25 protein-coding genes are annotated in these 24247 nt (G+C 37.6%); 18 read left to right on the top strand and 7 right to left on the bottom strand.

From position 1 onward, the window contains the following. Positions 1 to 51 precede the first annotated feature (51 nt). Positions 52 to 282 carry an acyl carrier protein gene (gene acpP, locus ACZ47N_RS01460; RefSeq protein ID WP_464887368.1) on the bottom strand — a complete coding sequence of 77 codons (231 nt, stop codon included), beginning with the start codon at positions 280 to 282 and terminating at the stop codon, positions 52 to 54. A 264-nt stretch (positions 283 to 546) separates the two neighbouring features. Here acpP and ACZ47N_RS01455 point away from each other — a divergent pair, with 264 nt between their 5' ends. Next, the gene (locus ACZ47N_RS01455) at positions 547 to 2163 is read left to right on the top strand and encodes a Na/Pi cotransporter family protein (RefSeq protein WP_464888401.1); all 1617 of its coding nucleotides are present in this window, start codon (positions 547 to 549) and stop codon (positions 2161 to 2163) included. Positions 2164 to 2174: 11 nt separating this feature from the next. Then, complete coding sequence (locus ACZ47N_RS01450) at positions 2175 to 2903, top strand: HAD family hydrolase (protein ID WP_464887367.1); 729 nt, start codon at positions 2175 to 2177, stop codon at positions 2901 to 2903. Between the two features lie 95 nt (positions 2904 to 2998). On the opposite strand, the gene ACZ47N_RS01445 is transcribed toward ACZ47N_RS01450, so the two are convergent. Further along, a complete protein-coding gene (locus ACZ47N_RS01445) occupies positions 2999 to 4048 on the bottom strand; it encodes an FAD:protein FMN transferase (RefSeq protein ID WP_464887366.1) in 1050 nt (349 codons plus the stop codon). Positions 4049 to 4239: 191 nt separating this feature from the next. On the opposite strand from ACZ47N_RS01445, the gene trkA reads away from it, so the two are divergent. The 13 genes from trkA (at position 4240) to ACZ47N_RS01380 (ending at position 19263) form a co-directional block, all read left to right on the top strand. Then, positions 4240 to 5646 carry a Trk system potassium transporter TrkA gene (gene trkA, locus ACZ47N_RS01440; protein ID WP_464887365.1) on the top strand — a complete coding sequence of 469 codons (1407 nt, stop codon included), beginning with the start codon at positions 4240 to 4242 and terminating at the stop codon, positions 5644 to 5646. Continuing rightward, on the top strand, positions 5597 to 7045 hold the full coding sequence (locus tag ACZ47N_RS01435) for a TrkH family potassium uptake protein (protein ID WP_464887364.1): 1449 nt from the start codon (positions 5597 to 5599) through the stop codon (positions 7043 to 7045). The genes trkA and ACZ47N_RS01435 overlap by 50 nt, the downstream gene beginning before the upstream one ends. 29 nt (positions 7046 to 7074) lie before the next feature. Then, the gene (locus ACZ47N_RS01430) at positions 7075 to 9477 is read left to right on the top strand and encodes a homocysteine S-methyltransferase family protein (RefSeq protein WP_464887363.1); all 2403 of its coding nucleotides are present in this window, start codon (positions 7075 to 7077) and stop codon (positions 9475 to 9477) included. 291 nt (positions 9478 to 9768) lie between these two features. Further along, positions 9769 to 10992: a SpoIIE family protein phosphatase gene (locus ACZ47N_RS01425; RefSeq protein ID WP_464887362.1), complete on the top strand. Its 1224-nt coding sequence runs from the start codon at positions 9769 to 9771 to the stop codon at positions 10990 to 10992. A gap of 67 nt (positions 10993 to 11059) precedes the next feature. Beyond that, positions 11060 to 11203 (top strand): hypothetical protein, encoded by a 144-nt coding sequence (locus ACZ47N_RS01420; protein ID WP_464887361.1) that lies wholly within the window; start codon positions 11060 to 11062, stop codon positions 11201 to 11203. After that, entirely contained in the window at positions 11172 to 11801 is a 630-nt protein-coding gene (locus ACZ47N_RS01415; protein ID WP_464887360.1) for a transporter associated domain-containing protein, read from the top strand. Before ACZ47N_RS01420 ends, ACZ47N_RS01415 begins: the two co-directional genes overlap by 32 nt. Before the next feature lie 159 nt (positions 11802 to 11960). Further along, entirely contained in the window at positions 11961 to 13904 is a 1944-nt protein-coding gene (locus ACZ47N_RS01410) for a type I glutamate--ammonia ligase (protein WP_464887359.1), read from the top strand. Between the two features lie 100 nt (positions 13905 to 14004). Then, positions 14005 to 14556, top strand: a complete 552-nt coding sequence (locus tag ACZ47N_RS01405; protein WP_464887358.1) for a YtxH domain-containing protein — start codon at positions 14005 to 14007, stop codon at positions 14554 to 14556. Positions 14557 to 14602: 46 nt separating this feature from the next. Further along, positions 14603 to 15001, top strand: a complete 399-nt coding sequence (locus ACZ47N_RS01400) for a hypothetical protein (protein ID WP_464887357.1) — start codon at positions 14603 to 14605, stop codon at positions 14999 to 15001. Between the two features lie 117 nt (positions 15002 to 15118). Further along, the gene (locus ACZ47N_RS01395; protein WP_464887356.1) at positions 15119 to 16063 is read left to right on the top strand and encodes a 2-thiouracil desulfurase family protein; all 945 of its coding nucleotides are present in this window, start codon (positions 15119 to 15121) and stop codon (positions 16061 to 16063) included. Positions 16064 to 16204: 141 nt separating this feature from the next. Then, positions 16205 to 17599, top strand: a complete 1395-nt coding sequence (locus ACZ47N_RS01390; RefSeq protein ID WP_464887355.1) for a sensor histidine kinase — start codon at positions 16205 to 16207, stop codon at positions 17597 to 17599. A gap of 5 nt (positions 17600 to 17604) precedes the next feature. Further along, on the top strand, positions 17605 to 18246 hold the full coding sequence (locus ACZ47N_RS01385) for a response regulator (RefSeq protein ID WP_464887354.1): 642 nt from the start codon (positions 17605 to 17607) through the stop codon (positions 18244 to 18246). Between the two features lie 246 nt (positions 18247 to 18492). Beyond that, complete coding sequence (locus ACZ47N_RS01380) at positions 18493 to 19263, top strand: helix-turn-helix transcriptional regulator (protein WP_464887353.1); 771 nt, start codon at positions 18493 to 18495, stop codon at positions 19261 to 19263. Between the two features lie 125 nt (positions 19264 to 19388). On the opposite strand, the gene ACZ47N_RS01375 is transcribed toward ACZ47N_RS01380, so the two are convergent. From ACZ47N_RS01375 to ACZ47N_RS01360, 4 genes are read right to left on the bottom strand one after another with little or no spacing between them, the layout of a single operon-like run. Continuing rightward, complete coding sequence (locus ACZ47N_RS01375) at positions 19389 to 19922, bottom strand: 2-oxoacid:acceptor oxidoreductase family protein (protein WP_464887352.1); 534 nt, start codon at positions 19920 to 19922, stop codon at positions 19389 to 19391. After that, a complete protein-coding gene (locus ACZ47N_RS01370) occupies positions 19919 to 20671 on the bottom strand; it encodes a thiamine pyrophosphate-dependent enzyme (protein ID WP_464887351.1) in 753 nt (250 codons plus the stop codon). Before ACZ47N_RS01370 ends, ACZ47N_RS01375 begins: the two co-directional genes overlap by 4 nt. Beyond that, positions 20671 to 21744, bottom strand: coding sequence for a 3-methyl-2-oxobutanoate dehydrogenase subunit VorB (vorB, locus tag ACZ47N_RS01365; RefSeq protein ID WP_464887350.1), 1074 nt, complete (start codon positions 21742 to 21744; stop codon positions 20671 to 20673). Before vorB ends, ACZ47N_RS01370 begins: the two co-directional genes overlap by 1 nt. A gap of 22 nt (positions 21745 to 21766) precedes the next feature. Further along, the gene (locus tag ACZ47N_RS01360; RefSeq protein WP_464887349.1) at positions 21767 to 21970 is read right to left on the bottom strand and encodes a 4Fe-4S dicluster domain-containing protein; all 204 of its coding nucleotides are present in this window, start codon (positions 21968 to 21970) and stop codon (positions 21767 to 21769) included. 183 nt (positions 21971 to 22153) lie between these two features. Here ACZ47N_RS01360 and ACZ47N_RS01355 point away from each other — a divergent pair, with 183 nt between their 5' ends. Beyond that, positions 22154 to 22579 carry a thioesterase family protein gene (locus ACZ47N_RS01355; RefSeq protein ID WP_464887348.1) on the top strand — a complete coding sequence of 142 codons (426 nt, stop codon included), beginning with the start codon at positions 22154 to 22156 and terminating at the stop codon, positions 22577 to 22579. A 93-nt stretch (positions 22580 to 22672) separates the two neighbouring features. On the opposite strand, the gene ACZ47N_RS01350 is transcribed toward ACZ47N_RS01355, so the two are convergent. After that, the gene (locus ACZ47N_RS01350; RefSeq protein WP_464887347.1) at positions 22673 to 23182 is read right to left on the bottom strand and encodes a hypothetical protein; all 510 of its coding nucleotides are present in this window, start codon (positions 23180 to 23182) and stop codon (positions 22673 to 22675) included. A gap of 158 nt (positions 23183 to 23340) precedes the next feature. On the opposite strand from ACZ47N_RS01350, the gene lepB reads away from it, so the two are divergent. Both lepB and ACZ47N_RS01340 read left to right on the top strand, forming a co-directional pair. Next, positions 23341 to 23862, top strand: a complete 522-nt coding sequence (lepB, locus tag ACZ47N_RS01345; protein ID WP_464887346.1) for a signal peptidase I — start codon at positions 23341 to 23343, stop codon at positions 23860 to 23862. A gap of 23 nt (positions 23863 to 23885) precedes the next feature. After that, positions 23886 to 24242: a response regulator gene (locus tag ACZ47N_RS01340; RefSeq protein WP_464887345.1), complete on the top strand. Its 357-nt coding sequence runs from the start codon at positions 23886 to 23888 to the stop codon at positions 24240 to 24242. Positions 24243 to 24247: the final 5 nt, after the last annotated feature.

The following is a 24247-nucleotide window of genomic DNA, read 5'->3' as shown; positions in this document are numbered from 1 at the left end:
AGCTTGAATTCCTAGTGAAGGAATTCAAGCTGTTCTTTTGAGTTCTGGTCTCTACTGCTGTTCTTCTACATAATCAATGATATCGCCAATAGTTTTGATGGACTCTGCCATTTCATCGGGAATTTCAATGTCAAAAGCATCTTCAATGGCCATGATGATTTCTACAGCATCCAAAGAATCTGCATCTAAGTCTTCCATTAACATGGTGCTGCGAGTTAAAGAGTGGACACGTTCGATACCCAAATGGTCAGCGATTATTTTTTGTATTTTTTGTTCGATCATGGGTTACCTCCCTATAATGTGGTTAATAGTGTTGCGTTTTTTAATAGAATACCATAGTCAGCAAGAAATTACATTACTGCCACTGAAATTATATCAGATAAAATCAAAATGAAAATTGCGATTATTTAAAGTGAGATATTTTTTTTAAGATTCTTTGCCAATTCAATTCGTTTCATAGTATAATATGGGTGCTTTGTTATTATGGTAGTAATATACAACCATAATAACCATGATTTATTGATACAGCAATGGGGAGGAACAGTAATGGATATCGCTTTTGGAGTACTTGGAGGACTAGGCTTATTTTTATATGGAATGCATGTAATGAGTACAGGCCTTCAAAAAGTAGCTGGTCAGAAGTTGAAGAGTATTATCAGCGCCTTAACATCAAATCGTTTTACGGGAGTTATGGTGGGAGCCGTTGTTACGGCGATCGTGCAGAGTAGTAGTGCCACTACCGTTATGATTGTTGGATTTGTGAATGCAGGTATGATGCAGTTGGGGCAGGCTGCTAGTGTGATTATGGGGGCAAATATCGGAACCACCATCACTGCCCAAATTATTACATTTAAAATTGAGCGTTTTGCACCATTGATTGTAGGGATTGCTGTGGGTGCATGGCTTTTTACTAAAAATCGAAAAGCTAAGCAACTATCGGAGGCATTTATTGGTTTTGGGATGCTGTTTATCGGAATGAAGTTTATGAGCGATGCCTTAGGACCGCTCCGAGAATTTGAAGGGTTTCGAGCATTTCTTATTAGCTTTGGAGAAAATCCTTTTTTGGGTATCTTAGCCGGATTTGCTATTACCATTATGGTTCAGAGTAGTACGGCTTCTACTGGTATTTTACTTGCTTTAGCTATGGAAGGACTGATTCCTATTGAATCAGGACTTCCGGTTATATTTGGTATCAATCTTGGTACAACGGTGACAGCTATGATTTCAAGTATTGGCGCCAATCGTACAGCAAAAAGAGCGGCTCATTTTCATTTACTCTTTAATTTGCTAGGAACCACAATTTTTGTATTTTTGTTGCGGGAGCCAACATACCATATCATCCAATATTTAAATCCAGGAGATATTCCAAGACAAATTGCAAATGCTCATACTATTTTTAATGTGACCACGACACTCTTAATGCTGCCGTTTACAAATCTTTTGATAAAATTAGCTTACAAAATGGTTCCGGGTGAAGCGGATGCAGTAATAGGGATAAAATATATTGACGAGAGAATTTTGAATACACCATCTATTGCTTTAGGGACTGCTATTAAAGAAACCTTACACATGGGAAATACGGCGAAGAAATCATTGAAAGATGCCCTCGAGAGCATTATAGATGGTAGCGAAAAGAAAATATTGGAATCTTTGGAAACGGAAAAGGTGACAAATGAGTTGGAACGGGAGATTGCGGCTTATCTTGTAAAACTTTCCAATAAAGAACTATCGGCAGATCAAAGAGAAACGGTGGATGGATTATTCAACACCATCAATGATATTGAAAGAGTAGGCGATCATGCTGAAAATTTAGCGGAATTATCGCAGTTTAAAATAGATAATAAATTATTATTCACAGAAACGGCTGTTGAAGAAATTAAAGAAATTTCAGGTATAACGTTAGAGGCTTATGAAAAAGCACTGACAGCAATGACAACCCTTGATATTAGATTAATTGAAGAAGTCTTAGACTTAGAAAAAAAAGTGGATTTAATGGAAAAAAAACTACGGACGAATCATATTTTTCGATTAAATTCACAACAATGTGTGCCTAGTGCTGGTGTTATTTTCTTAGATATGATTAACAATTTGGAACGTATTTCTGACCATGCCGCCAATATTGCGCTGGCTTCTCGGGATGAAATTGTGGCCAGAAGACAATAGGAGTGATGAAGATGAATAAGAACATTGCTGCTTTTTTTGATATTGATGGAACGCTTCACCGTGACTCTTTAATGATGGAGCATTTTAAGCGACTGATTCGATATGAAATTATCGACCCACACTATTGGTACAGTCATGCACAGAAAGCGTTTCGAAACTGGGATAAACGCATGGGGAATTATGAAGATTATTTATTAGAAGTTGCGGAAATATATCTAAAATCCATGAAGGGTCAAAATAAATACTATATCGATTTCATTGTAGATCAGGTGATTGATACAAAAGGGGACCGGGTCTATCGATTCACCAGAGATCGTATTTTTTGGCATAAACAGCAAGGACATTATGTATTCTTTATATCGGGCAGTCCAGATTATTTAGTGGAAAAAATGGCAGAAAAATATGAAGTGGAAGATTTTAGAGCTACGGAATATTTGGTGGATGAAAGTAATAATTTTACTGGAGAAATTGTTCAAATGTGGGATTCTGCTAACAAAAAAAGAGCTCTAGCGGATATAATTGATGAGTACCAGATTGATTTGCCAAATAGCTTTGCTTATGGGGATACAAAAGGTGATTTATCAATGTTGCAGGCTGTAGGAAATCCTGTAGCGATCAATCCAGCTCGAGAACTGCTGACGGAAATAAAGAATAGTGAAAAACTAAAAGAGAAAACAAAAATAATTCTAGAGAGAAAAGATGTAATTTATAAAATAGATCCAGATGTTGAAATTCTTTAGTGAGAAAAGGGTGGTGCCGATATATGGCGCCACCCTTTTTTAAGGACAAGCAAAGATGAAATATTATGTGGACAATAGATACCTTTTATCTATTCCTAATTTTCAAGGATTTGGTAGTCGTCGTTCATCAATTCAAATCCATTGTTTTGAAGACCAGAACTTAGAAATATTTCTTTTTGGTGATTGACAAAGATTCCTTCAATATTCTCTGCTGCTTCTATCAATTGTAAGCCGGCATCTAGTCCCATAATAAAAGCTGCTGTAGAATAAACATCGCCAGCAATGGATGTATCAGAAACAATAGTAACACTACTTAGACCTGATTGAGAGGGATAACCTGTCCTAGGGTCAAGGATATGGTGGTACACCGTATCCTCTTTGATGGAGTATCGTTCATAATCTCCTGAGGTGACAACAGAAACATTTGTTGAAGGAATTCGGCCCAGAACGGATCCGGATTCAATGACTGGTTCACGAATTCCTACATTCCAAGGCGTTTCATCAGGTTTATCTCCAAGGGCATAAACATCACCGCCGAAATTGATAAATCCGCTTTGGATGCCCTCCTCCTGAAGGATTCGAGCGCTTTCGTCTACTGCATATCCTTTGGCAATACCTCCTAAATCTAAAGACATTTGAGGATTCATAAGTTGAACATGATTTCCTTGAATTTGGATAGCATGAATATCCAAATATTCCAGCTTTTCCTCAATTTCAGACTGTGTTGGGATATATGGATGTTCAGATCCAATGCCCCATAATTCGATGAGGGAACCAATTCCAATATGAAAAAGACCCTGAGTTTCATCATAATAATCAATACCATTTTGAATGACTTTTAAGGTATCGTCGGTTACTTCAACAGAAGAAATTCCAGCTTCTTGATTGATTTCATAAACCTGACTCGTTTCGATGTGGGAACTCATTCTGTTTTCGATTTCTCGAACTCGGTCAAAAGCTTTTTGAATAATAGCCTCCCCTTCTGTTTGACTGGGTGCATAAACTCTTATTTGACTAAATGTACCAAGCACAAATTCATTCTTTTCAACCCACTCCCCAGTAGGTTTATTAAGCATCTGATAGACAAGAAACAGGAGCATAGCAGCTATAAACAAAACTGTTACTATCTTTCTTTTTGAATTCATTGGATCTCCTCACTTTTGTAGATTATATTAGGAAAGCAGCTTGCATGACTATTACAGCATAGTTATGAAAACCTGTCAAATATGGGACTCCTTTACGGCGAATAGACTTGGGATTAGATCGTAATTGTGGTAAAATGGCTTTAGTCTGAGGACGAATGTCCAAGGAAATCAATATATTGGAGTTGTTCTTAATGAAAATACTAATCGTAGGCGTTGGAAAGTTGGGATTTCAGCTGGCTGAAGCTTTTTCAGATAAAGAAAATGATGTAACTGTAATGGACCCTAAAGCACAAGCGCTACAAAAAACAACGGATCAGCTTGATGTACTTGCCATGCAGCAAAATGGGGTAGAAATTAAGAGTTTAAAGCAAGCAAGAGTTCATGAAACTGACTTAGTGATTGCCGTAACAGATGATGATGAAACCAATATGCTTATTGCCTTTTTGTCTAAACGGATGGGTTGCAAACAGTCTATTGCCCGCGTGAGGAATCCAGAATATTCCAGACAGTCTGACTTTATTAAAAAAGAAATGAATATTGACTATATCGTTAATCCAGAACTTGCAACATCCGTAGAAATTATTCGATACCTTATGAAGGGGCTTCCAGTTCATACCGAAGATTTTGCTCATGGTAAAATTGTACTGGCTGATGTAAAGGTACAAAATCTTTGTGAAATGTCTGGTCAATACGTGAAAGACTTAAACTATGAAGAAAGAGTTCTGATTGCTGCTTTGTATCGTAATGGAAAGGTTATCATTCCACATGGTGAAACGCAACTTGAAGAAACGGATGTTTTGTATGTTATTGGAGAGAAGGATGATATTAACTCGTTTACTCGTCGATGTGGTATTTCGCCAGATAAGAAAATCACCAAGAATGTTGTCATTCTAGGTGGAGGTCGCATAGGATACTATTTAGCAGATAAACTTTTGAAAATTGGTGTTCAAGTTAAAATAATTGAAGAATCTAGGAATCGATGCAAGTATTTAGCGGAAACCCTTAATGATGCATTGGTCATTCATGGGGATGGAACAGATATAAATTTATTAGAAGAAGAATCTATTTTTGAGGCAGATGCACTGGTATCCTTAACAGGTTTGGATGAAGAAAACCTATTACTGTCATTGCTTGCAAAACAGTATAGTACTAAAAAGGTGATTGCAAAAGTGAGTCGACCTAACTATATCCCAATTATTGAAAAACTAGGAGTAGGCGTTGCGGTAAATCCTGTGACCATTACAGCTAGTGAGATTTTACGATTTGTTCAGGGAGGAAAAGTTTTATCCTTTTCTTTGTTGTTTGGAGGAAAAGCAGAAGTCACAGAGTTAATTGTTCAGGAAAAAGCATATGTGACTGAGAAAAACTTACGAGATTTGGAACTGCCTACAGGGCTTATCATCGGATCTGTGCTACGCAACAATAAGGTGATTATACCAGATGGAGAAACTGTGATCACGGCGGGTGATCGTGTTGTCATATTTGCAACGAAGGACGACAGGACGGACTTTGAAAAATACTTTTATCCACCGAAGAGGGGTTTGCTTAATGAATTATGGAATCGTCATAAAAGTGATGGGAAGTCTACTGGTATTTAAAGCTCTGATGCTAGTGCCAGCAGTTTTAGTTAGTTTATACTACCGAGAAATAGAAGTAAGTGCGTTTCTTTATACGATATTGTTGACTTTATTGATTGGAATCCCTTGTGCTCGATTTAGACAGTCCTCTAAAAAAATTAAAGCAAAGGAAGCATTAATTATTGTTGCTGGGGGATGGATAGTAGTCTCGTTTTTTGGTGCACTTCCTTTTTATTTTTCGGGAAGCATTCCACACATCATGGATGCATTTTTTGAAACAGTATCAGGATTGACTACCACTGGAGCCACTATTTTAGAAGATATTGAAGTGCTTCCTAGGGGAATACTATTTTGGAGATCTTTTACCCATTGGTTAGGGGGTATGGGGATTCTTGTTCTAACATTGGCTGTTCTGCCTGCAATAGGCGTTGGTGGTTTTCAAATTTTTAAAGCAGAAAGCCCAGGACCTGTGTCTGATAAGTTAGTTCCTAAAATGCAACAAACAGCAACTATTCTATATACTGCTTATTTCGGAATGACATTATTACAAACGGTTTTGTTGATGCTGGGAGGTCTTGGTTTATACGAATCCTTGATTCATACCTTTGGCACTGTTGGTACTGGTGGTTTTTCTATTTATAATAATAGTGTCGGTGCTTATGAAAGTGCTTATGTTCAATGGGTGATTACTATTTTTATGATTGCAGCAGGTATAAATTTTGCGCTTTACTATGAGCTATATAAAAAGAAAATGGGGAATGTTTTAGAAAACGCAGAACTTCGTTTATATATGCTCTTATTATCTGCTGCCATGCTGGCTTTATTTATCAATCTACAACTGCAGCAATCTGGTGCGTGGACAGATACTTTTCGTCACACTGCTTTTCAGGTAGCTTCTATCATGACTACTACTGGTTATACAACTGTAGATTATGAGATGTGGACTCCTTTTGCTCAAAGTATCATTTTCTTTTTGATGTTTGTGGGTGGTTGTGCCGGTTCAACGGGTGGGTGCATCAAAGTAATTCGGATTCTCGTTTTGTTTAAACTGGTAAAAAGACAAATCTTAAAAGTGCTACACCCTAGAGCCATGGTTCCTATTCAGATACAAGGTCGAATGCTTCAAGCGGATACAATTGCAAGTGTTACTAGTTTTTTCTTTTTATATGCACTTATTCTCATGGGGGGGACTATGATTTTAAGTATAGAAGGATTGGATTTAATTAGTGCGATTAGTGCAGCAGCAGCAACTCTAGGTAACATTGGTCCAGGTTTTGGGTTTGTTGGACCGACGCAAACCTATAGCGAGTTTAGCTATTTAGCTAAAGGAGTTTTATCTTTATTTATGTTAATGGGAAGACTGGAACTGTTTACAGTGTTTATTCTATTGACGCCTTCATTTTGGAGTGAAAGAACATAGATGATTGCTGAGATTGGGAGTGTAATGAAATGAATCAATTGCTAAATTATTTGAAAAACAATGTCCTGTTGGGCGATGGTGCTATGGGGACTATTTTAAATCAACGAGTACCTGATGTTACGTGTCCAGAAGCTGTTAATATTTCTCATGAGAGCATCATAGAATCAATTCATGGTGCCTATATTCAGGCTGGTAGTAGAATGATTCAAACCAATTCCTTCGGAGGAACTCGAATAAAGTTAAATGCATATGGCTTGGCTGATGATGTGATGGTCATCAATAGAAAAGCGGCCTCTATTGCAAAAAAAGCAGCGGGTGAACACGTTTTGGTAGCAGGGAATATTGGGCCAACAGGTAAATTGATGGCGCCCATGGGAGGATTAACCTTTGAGGAGGCCGTCGATGTTTTCGAGGAACAGGCAAAGGCCTTGGCTCAGGGTGGATGCGATATATTCCTTATTGAAACAATGGCTGATTTACAAGAGGCAAAAGCAGCTGTTATCGGTGCGAAAAAAGCAGCAGATCTTCCAGTTGTTTGTACCATGACTTTCGATTTGCAACAACGTACTTTGACCGGTGCAGATCCAGAAACCGTCGTCACCGCTCTAGAAGCTTTGGATGCAGATGTGGTAGGAGCGAATTGTGGTGTTGGGCCTGATTTGATGGTGTCAATTATAAGACGTATGCGAAATGTTTCAGATATTCCTTTGATGGCCCAAGCGAATGCTGGTTTACCAAGGTTGGTAGGAAATCAAACGACCTATGATATGACACCAGATCTTATGAAGGGATACATCCCTCATTTAATTGAAGTCGGCGCTTCTATGTTGGGTGGTTGTTGTGGTACTACTCCAGAACATATCGGTGCTTTTTATTCAGAGTTGAAGATGCTAAAGCCGAGAAAAGTCAATAGAATTGATTTTTCTAAACTGACGGGAACGACTCAAACTATTTATATTGGAGAAGGATATCAAACTCCCATTATTGGAGAGAATATCAATCCTACTGCTAGAAAAAATTTAGCGGATGGTTTTCGAAATAAAAATACTCGACTAGCAGTGGAAGAAGCAGAAGCTCAAGTTTTGGCAGGAGCTTCTGTTATCGATATCAATACGGGAGCTTCAGGTGTTGATCAAGAAATTGTTATGCCTCTGACTATTGAAGCCGTACAAAAAAATATTAATGTTCCCATCTCTATTGATAGCAGTGATGAGCGAGTGACAGAGGCTGGATTAAAGGCGGTTCGCGGAAAACCTTTGCTAAATTCGACAACAGCAGAAATAGAGAAGATGGAAAAAATGGTTAAGTTGGCAAAGACTTATGGAGCGGCATTGTTATGTTTAACCTTGGATGGAAGTGGCATCCCCGAAACAGCAGAAGAACGATTTAATATTGCAGAGACTATGGTAAACTATGCTTTGGAACAAGGGTTAGATCGAAGAGATATTTGGGTGGATCCACTAACGTTAACGGCGGGTGCTCAACAAAATTTGGTTATGGAATCCATTAAAGCGGTTCAAATGATTAAAGAAAGACTTGGCGTAAGGACTGTATTAGGGATCAGTAATATCTCTCATGGCCTCCCAGAGCGCAAAGGGCTAACAGCAAGTTTTTTAGCTATGGCATTGGGGGCTGGTCTTGATATGCCAATTATCAATCCAAGGGAACCGCTTTTTCAAATTATAAGTTGTGGTGCAGATGTTTTAACTGGTAAAGACAAAAATGCAAAGCGGTATATTTATGAAAATCAGAAAAAGAAGAGAGAAGAGATACCAGAAAGTCATCATAAAAACAAAAAGACAACAGAAGCGTGTTTTGCATCTTTAAAAAATCAAATTCTACACGGTGATACGGATGGGATCCAATCCCAGATCGAAGCGTTGCTGCTGGAAGGAATGGATAGTCTTAAGATAATCAATCATAGCATTACGCCGGCTTTAGAAAAAGTTGGGTCTTTATACGAGGATGGATCTTTTTTTCTGCCTCAATTGTTGATGTCATCTGAAGCAGCACAAAAAGCCTTTGGAATTCTCAAAGAAAAACTACCCCAATCAGCTTCATCACATGCAGGGACGATTGTTTTAGCTACTGTCAAAGGGGATATTCATGATATTGGGAAAAACATTGTATCCGTTATGTTAGAAAATCATGGATTTCGTGTGATTGATCTAGGAAAAGATGTAGATTCAGATTTGATTATTCGTACAGCCTTAGAAGAGTCGGCTGATATAATTGGATTAAGTGCCTTAATGACTACTACTATGCAGCAGATGGCAGTGGTGGCTGAGAAAATACGTGGATTGGAGCCTTCGATTCCGTTACTGGTAGGTGGTGCGGTATTAACTGAAGCATATGCCGAAAGCATAGGTGCTCAATATGCTCCAGATGCAGTCCAGGCTGTAAAAAAAGCAAAGGGAATGCTAATGGGTTAATCCCCTAATAAAATACCGATGGAAAGAATCTCTGTTTTGTTTCCTTTGATAATCCTGGGTTCTAAAATGGCCGAGCCTAGAATAGGATCATCTTCCCTGAAGCGTAGTCGGAACCAAGAAATTGTACTTCTAATTGAACAACCCCTTTCGCTTCTTATATTAAATACTTTGATATGAGTATACCTACTTTCGATAAAAGCAAAAGAAAAACTTCATTGCAGAAATCATTTATTAAAGGTAAACTTAAATGGATGTAGATAAAGTAAACTCTACCAGAGAAAGGGTCAGTCGATGAAAACTGGAAAAATACTGATGCTTGAAATTGTTAAGGACACGACACAATTGAATAAGCAACGTTTTAGAAGTTGGGGGCATGAAGTGGTTCAATATGTGTATCATCATAACACCTACTACCATATTATTGCAGAGAAACCTGATATGATTATTATACAGGCACAATCAAGTGTTTTTAGTGATGTGTTTGCTTGCTGCCAAGCCTTAAAGTCTATTTCACGTATTCAAAACATACCTATGATAGTACAGCTTTCTCAGGAAGACTATCAACAAAATAGAGAGTTTCTTTACCAGGAAGGTATTGATGATTGCATTCCTTCTCCTGTAGTGTATGCTGAATTAAAAACCAAAGTGATGACTTGGTTAGATAAGGTACAACTAAAAGAACGTCTTAAACAAAGTCATCAAGCATTAGAAGAGAGTATTCAGAAAATTAATCGACAAAAATCTGAAATAGATCACCATTTAACACTGGCTGCCCGGATTCAAGAGTCACTTATTCCTCAAAATATAATTCAAGTCCCTAACTGCTCTTTTTATTCTCATTTTCAACCATCTGGGAAAGTGGGCGGAGATATTTATGATATTTTTATGTTGGATCAAGAGCATGTAGGCCTGTATATGGTGGATGTAATGGGCCATGGTGTTGCTTCATCAATGATTGCTGTGGCTTTGTCTGAGCTTATGGTTCCAGATGTTAGCAGAGGAACACCCTTGAAAAAAGAGATTAAATATCCACCTTATTATGAAATAGTAACTCCTGGAAATGTAGTGCAATTTCTTAATAAACGTTTTTCGTTTTCAAAGTATCAGCATTACTTCACTGTTTTTTACATGGTACTGAATACGTATACTGGACTGCTTCGTTATTGTCGAGGGGCACATCCAGAACCATTATTATTGAGAAAAGACGGGAGTCTTGAAACATTAAATGCTTACGGAACACCAATAGGATTTGAGTTTTCACAGGAGCATGAAGAAGAAACCGTTCAGTTAAAAGCGGGGGATAGACTGCTAATCTATTCGGATGGCTTATTGGAGTTGGAAGATGAAAATCATCATATTATGGATTATGATAGAATGATCCAAAATGTCAAAAACTATCAATGTAGCAATACTCAACGGCCCCTCACTATGTCCTTTAAGAAGTTAGCCGACCGACAAAAAGAGCTAAAAGATGATTTGACACTGGTGGAAATGTTATGGGAGCCACTGATATAGAATAGAAAATGTTTGATTTAAAAGCTTCGGTTGCTTTATTTTGGATTAAGGCCTATAATGAGGGCGTATGCTAAAAACAAACAGAGTTTGTGTTGATTTTATTAAAGGGGATGGCATGGTGAAAGAATTGCTAATTATGAAGAAATTAGAAAAGTCAGCCTATTATCTGGAAATTATTTTTGGCCATTGCCATTATCATTGGACTGCTTGATATTATCAAATATTTTGTGCTTATATTTAATACGGATGCAGAAGGTTCTTATGCTGTGTTTAAAAATTTTTTGGGGCATACCTTATTGCTAGTGGTAGGAATTGAATTGATGTTGATGCTTCTTTCTCATTCTACAAGTGCTATTTTGGAATTAGTGTTGTACGTAATTGCCAGAAAAATGTTGATTTATGGTGACACCATGTTGGATCTTGTGCTGGGGACCGTTGCTATTGCAGGTGTGTTTGCTATCCAAAAATACCTGGAGCCTAAAAAAGACTTTGTAACACGAGATCATCGGGTGTATTCAGCTTCGACGAGTCTTGAAGAAATCATAGAAAAAACAGGCGCTAAAATACCGAGTTCCAGAGGTCATACTTTGGGAGGACTTGTGTGCAATTTGGCAGAGGAAGCTTGTGTTCCAGTAGCAGAAGGAGCAGTATTTGAGTCTGGCGGTTTAAATATAAAAGTAGTGAAAGTAAGAGATGGTGTCATAGAGAAAGTAATGATTACAAAAGATGATACCGATGAAGACTTTGCAGAAGATGAAAAAGTCGAGGATGAACAAACAGAAAGTACTGGCAATACATGGCATTATTAATGTGTGTAATATAGATGTGTTTTTTTAAAAGACTCTTTAGGATATACTGGAGAGTCTTTTGTTGTTTTAACAGCTTTTCTTTACAAAATAGCTGAAAATGATATAATGAATTTTATTTATTTATTGAATTGATTCAACAAATAGTTAGGAGGAGTTTTAATGGAAAAAGACTTAGAGAAGTTAATGTCGCAAAAATTGCTTTATAGCCTTCCTGTGTGGACACATGAAAAAGAAATATTGGTATCGTTATTGAAAAAATACCCATCGATACAATTTGTTTCCTTGGTAGGAGTAGACTTGCGTGGGAATAATACGGACGAAAAAATACCGATTTCCATTTTGTTAGAGGATGTAGAGTCATTTTTAAAAGTGGGTGTTCAAACAGATGGCTCTAGTGTTATGCTACATGAGATTGCAACTTTGAATAATGCAAAAGTAGATTTGGTGCCAGATATTGATGTGAATTGGTATGTTGACTATAACTTTGAACATATGCACGAAGAGACGGGATTACCTGTAGGATCTCTTAGAATCCCGGCATTCCTAAGACATGAAGGAAAACATGTTGGGTCTAGAGGAGTACTGGCAAGAATGGAAAAATACTTTGAAAAGCGATTGATCGAGTTATTTAATGAGTATCCTGAACTTTTGTCAGAATATGAAATTAGATCATCGGATGATATTGAGGAAATTTGCATGACGGCAGCAACAGAGCTGGAATTTTGGGTGCGTACACCACAGGATAAAGCAGACGAAGAAAAATTATCCACTTCTCAAATCCTGAAAGAGCAATATTGGAAAAGAACAAAAGGCAGCGTTCGATCGGCATTAGAAGAGTCGATGATGATGCTTCACGCATATGGTCTTGAACCTGAGATGGGCCATAAAGAAGTCGGTGGGGTTACAGCAAAAATAAGCAACACAGGTAAACTAAATCATGTAATGGAGCAGCTAGAGATTGACTGGAAATATAACACACCTATGGAAACAGCGGATAATGAAGCCTTTGTACGTGTATTAGTTGAAGAAATATTTGAAAGATATGGTTTAGAGGTAACCTTCATGGCTAAGCCTGTTGAAGGAGTGGCAGGTTGTGGTAAGCATACGCATATGGGTGTCAACATAAAAACGAGAGATGGCCGCATGGTAAACTTAATGGCTCCTAAAAATAGAGAAAAAGAGTTTCTTAGCCCAGCTGGTTGGGGATCTTTAATGGGAATACTACAGAATTATGAAGCGATTAATCCGTTTGTAACATCGACTAATGATGCATTAAATCGATTAAGACCAGGATTTGAAGCCCCGGTGTGCACCGTAGGATCTATTGGACACGAAGCGAATAAACCCTCGAGAAATCGAACCATTTTAATAGCTTTAGTAAGAGATATGCTTAATCCCCTTGCGACACGGTTTGAATTAAGGTCACCAAACCCGACTTCAAACACGTATCTCTATACAGCAGCTTCCTATTTGATGATGTTGGATGGAATTATTGAAGTTGCCAAATCTGGCATGAATTCAAAAACACTGGAAGCTGAGTTTTCTAAGCCTGCAGGAGAAACGAAGTTTTACTTGGATAAAGAGAGGTTATTTAGAAGTGAGCAGGATGTTTTTGATGATTACTCTGAAGAAGAAAGGAACTATCTTTTTGGCAAACCACCTGCTACGGTATGGGAAAATATATGTATATTTGACAATCACCCTGAGAAAAAGGAAAAATTATATCAAGGACAGGTGTTTACGAAAGAAATTGTTAACTCATATAAAATAGCGACGACGGATCAGTGGGTTCAAGAGATTGTTGGCAGAATAATTCATCAGCACACTAAAACCATTCGAAGCTGTAAAAAACTTCATGGATTAGAGTATGTAACGGACTTAGATGTTGTTCATTGGGAAAAAATCAGTAGTTTGCGTAATGGACTAATGAAAGATAGTTTGGAAAGGAAATCTTTATTAACACAATGGAGAGAAGCGGTTTATGAAGAAAAATATGACGAGGTATCTAAGTTGCAGTTAATTATTGCGGAACAGATTGGGATGTTGAAAAAACTGTATTTGGAATATAGACGTAATTTGATGGAAGAAGTGAATGGGAATTGATCTATAATTCTTACAAAGGCTCAATTCATTGTGTTTGATGATTAGAGGCCGAAATTGCGGGTATTAACGACATCAAATGATAAAAAAGGGGAGTGTGTTTATGAGTTTAAAGAATTTTAGCGACAAATTGCAGCTAATCAAAGAAACTATGGATCCCAACAGATTAAAAAAAGAGAAAAAAGCGGAAAAACGTAAAGGGATGGCAAAAGGATTGGCAGCAGGAGCATTGTTAGGTGGCTTAACAGGCATATTTTTTGCGCCTGACAAAGGAGAAAATACGCGTAAAAAGACAAAGGAAGAACTAGCGAAAGCCAAAGAAAAAATTGAAGAAGAGCTGAATGAAACCAGGGCTAAGGTAAGTGAAAACCTGGAAGAAAGCAAAGAAAAAATGAACACTTTTTATGAAGAGACAAGAGAAGTTGTAGAGGAAAAAATGGATACGATCAAAGAAAGAATTAAATCTGAAAAAGATAGCCTTGAAGAGGATTTGAAGGATACGCAAGAATCTTTTGAAACAAAAAAAGAAGAAATACAGGAACAAGCGGAATCAAAGAAAAAGGAAATAACAGATAAAGCGAAAACAGAAGTAAAAAATGCTGCAGATAGAACGTCGAAGGAAGCGGAGAAACTATCAACAGAGATGGACAAGTAAGATGCACTATAGTAATTCGTAGATTGAACAATAAAGGTGGGATGATATGGGAGCAACGATTACGGTAGGAGAGCTACTGGTTGCGCTTCTTGGAGTTCTAGGCCTTGGAGCTCTTTTGTACTTGCTAATGGCGCTTATTAAAATTAATGATGCGCTTAAAAACATTCAAGCTGTCGTATACAAAAATGAAAAACACATTGATGAATCCCTAGAAAGGATTCCGAGGGTTTTAGAAAATGTTGAAGGGATAACGTCGCATGTCAATCAAAGTATGGAGCATGTTCAATCGACTGTTGAGCATGTGACTGAAATGACAGAGTATGTAACAGATGTGGTGCATGGCATCAATGAAGAAGTGGTAGAACCAGTCAAAGACATTTTTAAAATTCTATTGATGATACAAAGCCTATTTTCTAGTGGGGCTAAAAAGAAAAAGTGGTTTTAATTTCTGCTGAATGACCAAAAGCAAAGAATGATGCTTTTGGTCATTCTTGCTTATGATTCTTTCGAATGGGTATAATATTTTCAGAGTGAAGATTAAGCCGGAAACGGAGAGGATAATATGGAGCACTTAATTCGTGAAAAAGTTGTGCTTGGAGTAAGCGCCTGTAATTTCGGGGCACCATTTCGATATAACCGTAAAGGTTGGGATCGCATTAAAGCCATTGGACGGGAACATGCAGATTTTATTTGGCAACCAGTTTGTCCAGAAGTGAGTGCAGGTCTTGGGGTTCCGAGAGATCCCATACGTATTGTAGGAGGGAATGGAGATGATGTGTGGGCAGGAAATGCTCGCATCAAAAACAGACGGGGGCAGGATGTGACAGATAGTCTTAAAGAATCATGCCAGAACACTCTGAAAATCCTCAATTCTGTTAATGCCTCTGGCTATGTATATATGGAAGGAAGTCCAACCTGTGGTGTTTACAGAACGACACTCAGAAACAAGCGTTTAGGCCAACCGCCTGGGCTTTTTGGATCGCTTTTGTTTCAAGAAGGATTCTTCCTAATTCCAGCAATAGATTTAGATAGCCCATTAAAGTGGTGGGATTGGAGGCGAAGACTTCATGCATATGCATGGGTAAAAGAACAAGATATTCAAACGAAGCAAGATCTTTATAATCTGTGGTACACGGTTAAGTTTTTATGTCAAGAACTTGATGAACCAACGGCTCGGAGTATTGGTAGTCAACTAGCTTCTTTATCAAAAGGGTTTACACCAAGTTATGTCGTAGATTTGAAAAAGCAAATTTTACAGATACTTCGCAAACCATCTACAGTAAAACGTATTAAGGAAGGATTATGGAAAAGCTATGTTTACTATAAAAAAGCTACTAAGGAAGAAATAGAAGAAATCATGAGTTCGGATATGCAAAGAAATATAAGTCATATAACTCAAGAATTAATTCAAATGGAACGACAAGCATTTCAAAATGGTACATTTTTTTCGTCGGCACCAATTTTATACCGCAGCGAACAACGCGTTAACAAAATGATGGAAACCTAATGGTATTCATGAGAATGTTTATTTCTTGAGAGACACTGGATTTATCTGGTGTCTTTGATTCCGTTATGGTAATAGATACAATGCAAGATTACTGATGAGTCGAAGCTTCATGACATCACAATTTTTATTGGAGTGATATATGTGTTACAGTTACAAGTAGATTCCTATACCTGGTTATTCTTTTTCTATGGGCTTTCGTTTTTTGTCATGGGAACTTCAGCTCTTCAACAACGCTTTCGACATAACAGTGAATTTCCTTTATTAACGTCTGTTCAACTCCTTGGGGTCTTTGGGGTACTGCATGGCCTGGCTGAATGGATAGCTATGCTTAGAATCGTAGGGGTATATCAGTCTGTAAGCTGTAATTTATATACTGCTGAAACCTTCCTAATGGGACTTTCTTTTCTTTTTTTACTTATATTTGGGTTTTCAATGACTTTGAAAGAAACAGCTAAAAATATAAAAGTACATATTTGGGTTCCGCTGTTGATTTTTACTTTATGGTCTTTTTTTTTCTTGGGGCGAATTTTTTCTGTACCAGAAGATTTAAACTGGCAGATAACTTTTTTTAATAATATAGCGCGATATTTTATGGGATTCCCAGGCGCTTTAATGGCGGGAATATCCTATCTTCAGAACGGACTTCATCTTAAATCTTTGAAATTGAAAAAATACTCTAACATGTATTTTGGATCGGGCATTTTGTTTATTGTGTACGGAGTATCCTCTGGACTTGTTATCGCACCATTAAATATTTTTCCAGCAAACATGATCAATAGGGATGTTTTTATGAATATTACAAATACACCCATAGAAGTAATTAGAGCATTTGCTGCCATCGGAATTACAGTATTAACAATTCAAATATTTGACTCCTTTAGTTGGGAAATTCAGAGAAGATTAAATGAATATGAACAACAGCAGGCATTGATGATAGAGCGAAAAATGACAATTCAGATGGTACATGATCAAGTTATACAACGGTTGTTTGGTTCTGGAATGATGGTAGAGTCATTGATGGAAACCGTGGATAATGATATTCATTATGAAAAATTAGATGTTTTACGAAAGGATTTAAATGAAACGATCTTGGAAGCAAGAGAGTTTTTAAAGACCTTTACATCTACCTATATGGGAATAGAAGATTTTCAGGAAAACTTATTCAATCTTGTGGAAAGGTTTCGTAGGAACAATAACATAAACCTTGACTATAAATATTTGGTGCCGGATATGGTGTTAGGCAAAATTTCTAAAGAGATGAATACTGAGCTTTATTATATTATTCAAGAAGCGTTAATGAATATACAGAAACATGCACAAGCAGAACATGTTTGGGTACGCATTTATGCCAATTTAAAGGAAATCATTGCGGAAATTGAAGACAACGGGATAGGGTTTTCTATGAAGGAGCAAAATGAAGAAGGATATGGCCTGCGTAATATAAAAGATCGAACTAAGAAGATAAACGGGAATATTCATCTTAAAAGCAGTAGAGAAGGAACTAAACTAATGATTCGAATTCCTTGGGAGGAGTGAGCTGGATGATTGAAGAATCATCTAAAAAACGAGTTATGTTGGTTGATGACCATAAAATTGTTCGATTGGGATTAAGAGGGTTGATAGAAAAGGACAAAGGGTTGCATATATGCGCTGAGGCGGCTTCTCTTCAAGAACTCTATGAAAAGTTGGGTGATGCAAATCCAGATATTATTCTTTTAGACATGCAATTACCCGATGGCGATGGAACTCAAGGCGTAAAAGAAATAAAGCATTACAATTCAGAGATTCGTGTTTTGATTTTAACTGCATTTGCAGAAGAATTTATGGTGCAGGAAAGCTTAAAAAATGGTGCTGATGGATATTTGTTGAAAAATGTGGATGGAAAAGCCATTGTTCAAGCGATTCATAATGTGCTCCACGGATTAACTGTAATGGATCAAAAAGTACAGGTCATCATGAGTCGTAAAACCTTAGAGGATCCAATACTTGCTGAATTGGAAGAAAGAGAACAGACGGTATTGGCTTTAGTTAGTCAAGGAAAGACGAACAAAGAAATAGGAGAAACGCTATTTTTGGCAGAAAAAACTGTACGAAATTTAATAACAAAAATCATGAAAAAAATCGAGGTAACAAATCGAACAGAAGCGGCAGCCTTTTGGTTAAAGCGAATGATACGAAAATAACAACCCCAGTTTCAAAACGAAAGCACCTTTTTAATAGGTGCTTTCGTTTTGAAACTGGGGTTTATTCGGAAACGATCTCTTTAAAAGACAGCATGTTTATGCAGAATGGAGAAAGATAAAAACAAATGTTAATAAAAAATAAAGTTTAATGCAGTAGATATATTGTAAATGACTTAAATATGATAAAATATAGACAATATCTTAAATCTGTAATATTAATGACTTGAAATTGAGAGGATGAAAAAATTGATTAAGGGTGATAGTATAAAATCATTAAGAGAAAAGAAGAATATAAGCCTAGAAAAGCTGGCCAATAATATACGTATCCCAATGAAACAGCTACAGGAGATAGAAAATGATCAAAGAGAAATTACACCGAAAATTTTTGCTAGGCTAGTGGAGGAGCTGGAAATCACAGATGATGATCTAAGTTGCTGGAGGCACATCGCTGTTGGATCTACAGGCGATAAAATCCGAGCCCTTAGAAAAAGTAAAGGGTTTAGCTTGGAAGAGTTGGGTACTTTAACAGGATTATCACCTACCTATATTAGCGAATTGGAAAGAGGAGATAAAGTAGCTTCATTTTCAGCTTTGAGGGCCATCACAGAGGTTTTTTTGGTTCCTATAAGTTTGTTTATTGGGAACAAGCGTAAACAAAGCGTAGTGGGAGATAAACTTAAAAATGCAAGACAGAATCGTGGAATGACTCAAAAGGAATTGGCAGAAATCACGGGTTTATCTACAGCAATGATAACGCATTTAGAAAACGGAAAGGTTCAAGCATCCTTGGATTCCATAGAGAAAATTAGCGAAGCATTAGGCATTTCAATTTGCTATTTAATATTAGAGCAAGAAGAAGTAGAAGAGATGATTGGGGCTATTACACCAGAAATGAGAGAGATTCTTTTTGATAAAAATGTTCAGAATGTGATTGGTTCTATTTGCACTTTTACTAAAGAAGAAATGGTTCAGGTCTTGAACTATATTCATTTAATCAGAAACCCATTTATAAAATAAAAATGCTACCTATAAAGAAGCTTTGTGTTTGGTTGGGTAGCGTTATAAGTATTTGTTTTATTAAGAAACAAGCAAGATCTGATGTTATGATTTTGCTTGTTTCTTTATATAAAAAAACAAAAAGATTATTTGACGAAAGTCATTCCTTCTTGAATGGCATCAAGATTGCCTTGGAGGAACTGAGGACGTTTAATAGTTAGCTTTTCCATAGATTTTTCGACAGTGTCCCAGGTTACTAAATTCATGGCTGGGAGAAGTGCTCCTAGGCATACCATGTTGGCGATGCTGGCATTCCCAAGTTTATTAGCGATGGAAGAAGCAGGGATTTCTATAATAGTGATGTTTGTAGGTTTATCATGTACATGAGCTAGTGAAGAATTGACAACTAAGACTCCACCAGGTTTTACTTTAGATTTAAAACGTTCGTAAGCTGGTTGATTCATAACAATGACAGCATCAGCCTGCTCAACCACAGGCGAGTGTATTTCTTCATCTGAGAGAATGACGGAACAGTTAGCAGTGCCACCTCTCATTTCTGGTCCATAGGAAGGAATCCAGCATAACTCTAGATCCGTGGTCATACCAGCGTAAGCCAATACTTTACCAAGAAACATGATGCCTTGTCCGCCAAAGCCAGCCATGATAACTTTATCCATCATAAGCTTTTTACCTCCTCTGTTTCTTTCAGCACACCTAGTTCGTATATTGGGAGCATATTTTCTCTTAACCAATCTAGGCTGTCTACTGGAGACATTCCCCAGTTGGTAGGGCAGGTAGAGAGAATGCTGACAAGAGCAAAGCCTAGACCAGCTTGTTGAACCTGAAAAGCCTTTTTTACCGCTTTCTTAGCTTTGTTAATATTCTTAGGTGAATCTACTGAGACAGAGGCTACATAAACCGCACCTGGAATATTTGCAATGATTTTCGGGAAATCCATTGGCATTCCAACGCTGACTGGATCACGACCAAAGGGGCTTGTGGTTGTCTTCATTCCTTCTAGGGTGGTTGGAGCCATCTGACCACCGGTCATACCATAAATTGCATTGTTGACCATAATAGATGTAATTCTTTCACCTCTAGCTGCACAGTGAATAGCATGCTGTGTACCAATGGCGGCGATATCTCCATCCCCTTGATAAGTAAAGACTGTTTTATCTGGGAGTGACCGCTTAATGCCAGTACCAACAGCTTGTGCTCTTCCGTGAGCCGCTCCAACAAAGTCACAAGTGAAAAAGTCCTGACAAAAACCTGCACAGCCTACGGGGGATACACCGATCGTTTCTTCAATAATATTGAGTTCCTCCATGACCTCAGCAATAAGCCTCATGATGGTTCCATGGGTACAGCCAGGACAGAAGGTGAAGTGGGCATCTGATAAACCACTTGTTCGTTCAAACACTTTTTTCATTATGCATGCACCTCCCCGGATTTTAGTTGAAAAATGTCTTCTAAGTAGGTTAGTATTTCCTCTTCCGTTGGGAGCATCCCGCCTTGACGACGAAATAAATGAATAGGAACTTTGCATTCTGCTGCTAGCTTTACATCTTCAATCATTTGTCCGGTATTTAATTCTACTGTTACAATGCCTTTAAGTTGATTCACCAGTGGCTTGATTCCATTGGCTGGAAAAGGCCATAGGGTGATAGGGCGAATTAATCCTAGCTTAATTCCTTTCTTTCTTGCGTTTAAGACGGTGCTTTTACAAATTCGGCCCGTGGTACCGTAGCTGACTAGCAGGAATTCTGCATCATCGGCATAAAAGGATTCCCAACGTTGTTCTTTTTCTTCTATTTCTTTGTATTTTTTTTCCCAGTGTAGGTTATGCTCTTCGCCAATTTCGTTTGTTAAGGAATAGCTAGCAAGGATACGCTTTTCTCTTCCTTTACAACCGGTTACAGTCCAGTTTTTATCAACATTAGAATCTTTAGGACGCTCTTTTAAGAGGATTGGTTCCATTGTTTGACCAAGAAATCCATCTGTATGAACCATTACTGGGTTACGATACTGGTCTGCTAAATCGAAGGCTTCCATCGTGTAATCATACAATTCTTGGGCTTTGGATGGGGCTAATACGATGAGGCGGTAATCACCGTGTCCACCACCTTTTGTAGATTGAAAATAGTCGGACTGTGCAGGGCCGAGACCTCCAAGTCCAGGTCCACAGCGATTAACATTCACTAATACCATTGGAAGTTCTACAGCTGCTGCATAAGAAATACCTTCTTGCTTTAAGCTGATACCAGGACTAGAAGATGCCGTCATAACGCGGTTGCCAGTACAGGCGGCACCATAACACATATTAATAGCTCCGATTTCATCTTCAGCTTGAAGTACTGTTCCACCCTGAGGTGGAAGATTAGCAGATAAATATTCAATAACCTCAGTAGAAGGGGTAATTGGATAGCCAAAAAAAAGCTTACATCCTGATCGTATTGCTGCTTCACCAATAATTTCATTCCCTTTTAATAATACCTTCTCCACGTAGTACACACTCCTTTATTAGTTACTTGTATACTTCAATAGCAACATCTGGACAGACAGTTGCACATAAGGCACAGCCAGTGCATTTTTCTTGGTCGATGCAAGTGGCTACAAAATAGCCTCTTTCATTAGATTTTTCGCTGATGGTCATAATCTTCATTGGGCAAATTTCCACGCATAAGCTACAACTTTTGCAATATTTTTCCAGGACAACAGCTTTTGCCATATTCAACCCTCCTTGATCTAATGATCCTGTTTGAGTCTTATTCTATCATTATTCAACAAAAAATTGAAGTGTTAAAAAATGTTACTTTAGAATAACCTGTATTAAGGAATTTAATTTGCTAAGTATTTTATGAGTGTATTTTTACTGGAGAGAGGGTACAATAATAAAAAAGGGGGGTTGACCATGCATGAAAATTTTACTCTGAGTGAAGGACTGGAATATTGTGTGCAGAAACGAGTCGCCTACGAAGACACCACGGTTAGTTTTGGAAGAGCGGGGATAGAGACGCTTTTTTCCACAACTGCTTTGGTGGGAATGATGATTGAAGCAGCAGTTGAGTTAGTGGGTAAAAATGTACCAGAAGGGTTTATCACTGTTGGTAAAAAAATTGAAGTGATCCACGAGAAGCCTACGCTACAAGGTATGCAGGTTACAGTAAAGGCGAAGTTGGAAAGAATGGAGGGTGCTGCATTGTTTTTTGAAGTATCCTGTTACGACGAAATTGGTGAAATTGCAAAAGGGAAACAAGAGCGTTATTTAGTTAATAAAGATGCGTTGATAAAACGTGCCCATGAGAGGGCTCAAGCGCTTGAAGACCTAAATCGATAATAATAAGAATCCGTAATGCTAAACTTAGAATAGTATCAATATGGGGAATTACCAGCCAGTCAGAAAGCATTAAAACAATTCTGACTGGCGTTTTTATTCTTGACCAGCGATAATGCGTACCATTTCTTCTGGAGAAGAGTCTTTAGGGATGTCATAGGTTCCAGATTTAAGATTAAGTGAAAGGTTTAATTCCTCGGCGGCTTGGACAAAAACCCCTGGCTCTGGGAGGAGGCCCTGTTCAACTAATATAGTGGCGATTCCCATGCCGGGAGTGCCACTGGGAATAACGACTGTAACAGTGCTTTCTGTATCTGGAGTGCTTTCATCCACGTCCTCTGCTTCAACTGTTTCTTCTGTATCTCCTGTTTCATCATTTGAAAATTCTTCTTCTGAAAGATCGATGGTAACGAATGTTGAATCTTCATTGGTTCTTTCCTCGGAATCATTTTTTTGTGCACTTGGTGGAGTGATAGCGGACGAGACAGCAGGTTCTTCAAAAATGGTGTTTAAATTCCAAAAAACGACAACAACCATTGCGGAGGTTATAATGATTGCTAGCAATAAGTCGGAATAGTCATGAATTAAGTCTTTTAGCTTCTCCAAAGAGCTCACATCCTTAAGTTTATATTGTATTCAGAATAACACAGATGGATAGTTCAGACAACTATTCGACGCAAGTCTGCGGCTAAGATTGCTTTCAACATGCTCAAATGGTAAAATAATTGTAGTTTCAACACCTAAGGTGAAATAGGAGGATTGGAATGAAAAAAGAAATTCTCGAATGGTTAAAGACCATTATATTTTCCATTATCATTGCACTCTTAATCACTACTTTTGTAAAACCAACCATCGTGAAAAATTACTCTATGACACACACTTTGGAAGAAAATGATTTTTTGATGATTAATCGTTTTTTTTATCAAAGAAAAGATCCGCAAGAAAGGGATATTATCGTATTTCAATCCCCTCTTTTAACGGATGACGGTGATGAAAAATTGTTGATCAAAAGAATTATTGCGTTGCCAGGAGACGATTTGAAGATTCAGAATGGAGATGTATTCGTTAACGGCGAATGTTTGAAAGAAGATTATATTCGAGATGGGTTTACGATTGGCGATATTCAATTGATCATACCAGAGGGGAAAATATTTGTTATGGGGGACAATAGAAGCAATAGCCTAGATAGTAGAGATAGCGTATTGGGACTTGTGGAAGAAGAAGATATTGTAGGAAAAGCATTTTTTCGATTATATCCACTTCAACGGTTTGGATTTCTGAAATAACAAAGGAGAGGAATGAGAATTATATGAAGGTTCTTATCATTAATGACTCTAACTTTGAAAAAATGGTTTTGGAGACTAACATAAAAGAATTGGGTCTTGATTCCAAAAGTGGAGATGAGTATTCTGCGATGGACATGATAAAAGACGGAAGACCAGATATCATTTTTGTGAACTTACATATGAAAGAAACCAATGGCGATCAGTTAATACGCCAACTTAAAAAAGTTCACTATAGTGGCAAATATGTGCTGACATCAAGTAGTCATGAGAAATTGCTAGAAAAACAGAGATTGAGTGAAGTAACAGAAATCTTAAAAACGCCTTTCTCAAAGAAAGAGTTAAAGGAACTGATTGATAGACTGCAGCCTTTAAATGGATGATAGGT

It is taken from the genome of Tindallia texcoconensis, from assembly GCF_055383815.1.
Note: the sequence above shows the minus strand (reverse complement) of the source record. Positions and strands in the feature narration are given on the sequence as shown.

Coding starts and splice junctions, on each gene's coding strand:
- ACZ47N_RS01425 (WP_464887362.1), top strand. CDS start 9,769: ATGAAAACTGGAAAAATACTGATGCTTGAAATTGTTAAGGACACGACA.
- ACZ47N_RS01405 (WP_464887358.1), top strand. CDS start 14,005: ATGAGTTTAAAGAATTTTAGCGACAAATTGCAGCTAATCAAAGAAACT.
- ACZ47N_RS01420 (WP_464887361.1), top strand. CDS start 11,060: ATGCTAAAAACAAACAGAGTTTGTGTTGATTTTATTAAAGGGGATGGC.
- ACZ47N_RS01450 (WP_464887367.1), top strand. CDS start 2,175: ATGAATAAGAACATTGCTGCTTTTTTTGATATTGATGGAACGCTTCAC.
- ACZ47N_RS01400 (WP_464887357.1), top strand. CDS start 14,603: ATGGGAGCAACGATTACGGTAGGAGAGCTACTGGTTGCGCTTCTTGGA.
- ACZ47N_RS01435 (WP_464887364.1), top strand. CDS start 5,597: ATGAATTATGGAATCGTCATAAAAGTGATGGGAAGTCTACTGGTATTT.
- ACZ47N_RS01430 (WP_464887363.1), top strand. CDS start 7,075: ATGAATCAATTGCTAAATTATTTGAAAAACAATGTCCTGTTGGGCGAT.
- lepB (WP_464887346.1), top strand. CDS start 23,341: ATGAAAAAAGAAATTCTCGAATGGTTAAAGACCATTATATTTTCCATT.
- ACZ47N_RS01445 (WP_464887366.1), bottom strand. CDS start 4,048: ATGAATTCAAAAAGAAAGATAGTAACAGTTTTGTTTATAGCTGCTATG.
- ACZ47N_RS01455 (WP_464888401.1), top strand. CDS start 547: ATGGATATCGCTTTTGGAGTACTTGGAGGACTAGGCTTATTTTTATAT.
- trkA (WP_464887365.1), top strand. CDS start 4,240: ATGAAAATACTAATCGTAGGCGTTGGAAAGTTGGGATTTCAGCTGGCT.
- ACZ47N_RS01355 (WP_464887348.1), top strand. CDS start 22,154: ATGCATGAAAATTTTACTCTGAGTGAAGGACTGGAATATTGTGTGCAG.
- ACZ47N_RS01385 (WP_464887354.1), top strand. CDS start 17,605: ATGATTGAAGAATCATCTAAAAAACGAGTTATGTTGGTTGATGACCAT.
- ACZ47N_RS01340 (WP_464887345.1), top strand. CDS start 23,886: ATGAAGGTTCTTATCATTAATGACTCTAACTTTGAAAAAATGGTTTTG.
- ACZ47N_RS01360 (WP_464887349.1), bottom strand. CDS start 21,970: ATGGCAAAAGCTGTTGTCCTGGAAAAATATTGCAAAAGTTGTAGCTTA.
- ACZ47N_RS01375 (WP_464887352.1), bottom strand. CDS start 19,922: ATGATGGATAAAGTTATCATGGCTGGCTTTGGCGGACAAGGCATCATG.
- ACZ47N_RS01395 (WP_464887356.1), top strand. CDS start 15,119: ATGGAGCACTTAATTCGTGAAAAAGTTGTGCTTGGAGTAAGCGCCTGT.
- ACZ47N_RS01410 (WP_464887359.1), top strand. CDS start 11,961: ATGGAAAAAGACTTAGAGAAGTTAATGTCGCAAAAATTGCTTTATAGC.
- ACZ47N_RS01370 (WP_464887351.1), bottom strand. CDS start 20,671: ATGAAAAAAGTGTTTGAACGAACAAGTGGTTTATCAGATGCCCACTTC.
- acpP (WP_464887368.1), bottom strand. CDS start 282: ATGATCGAACAAAAAATACAAAAAATAATCGCTGACCATTTGGGTATC.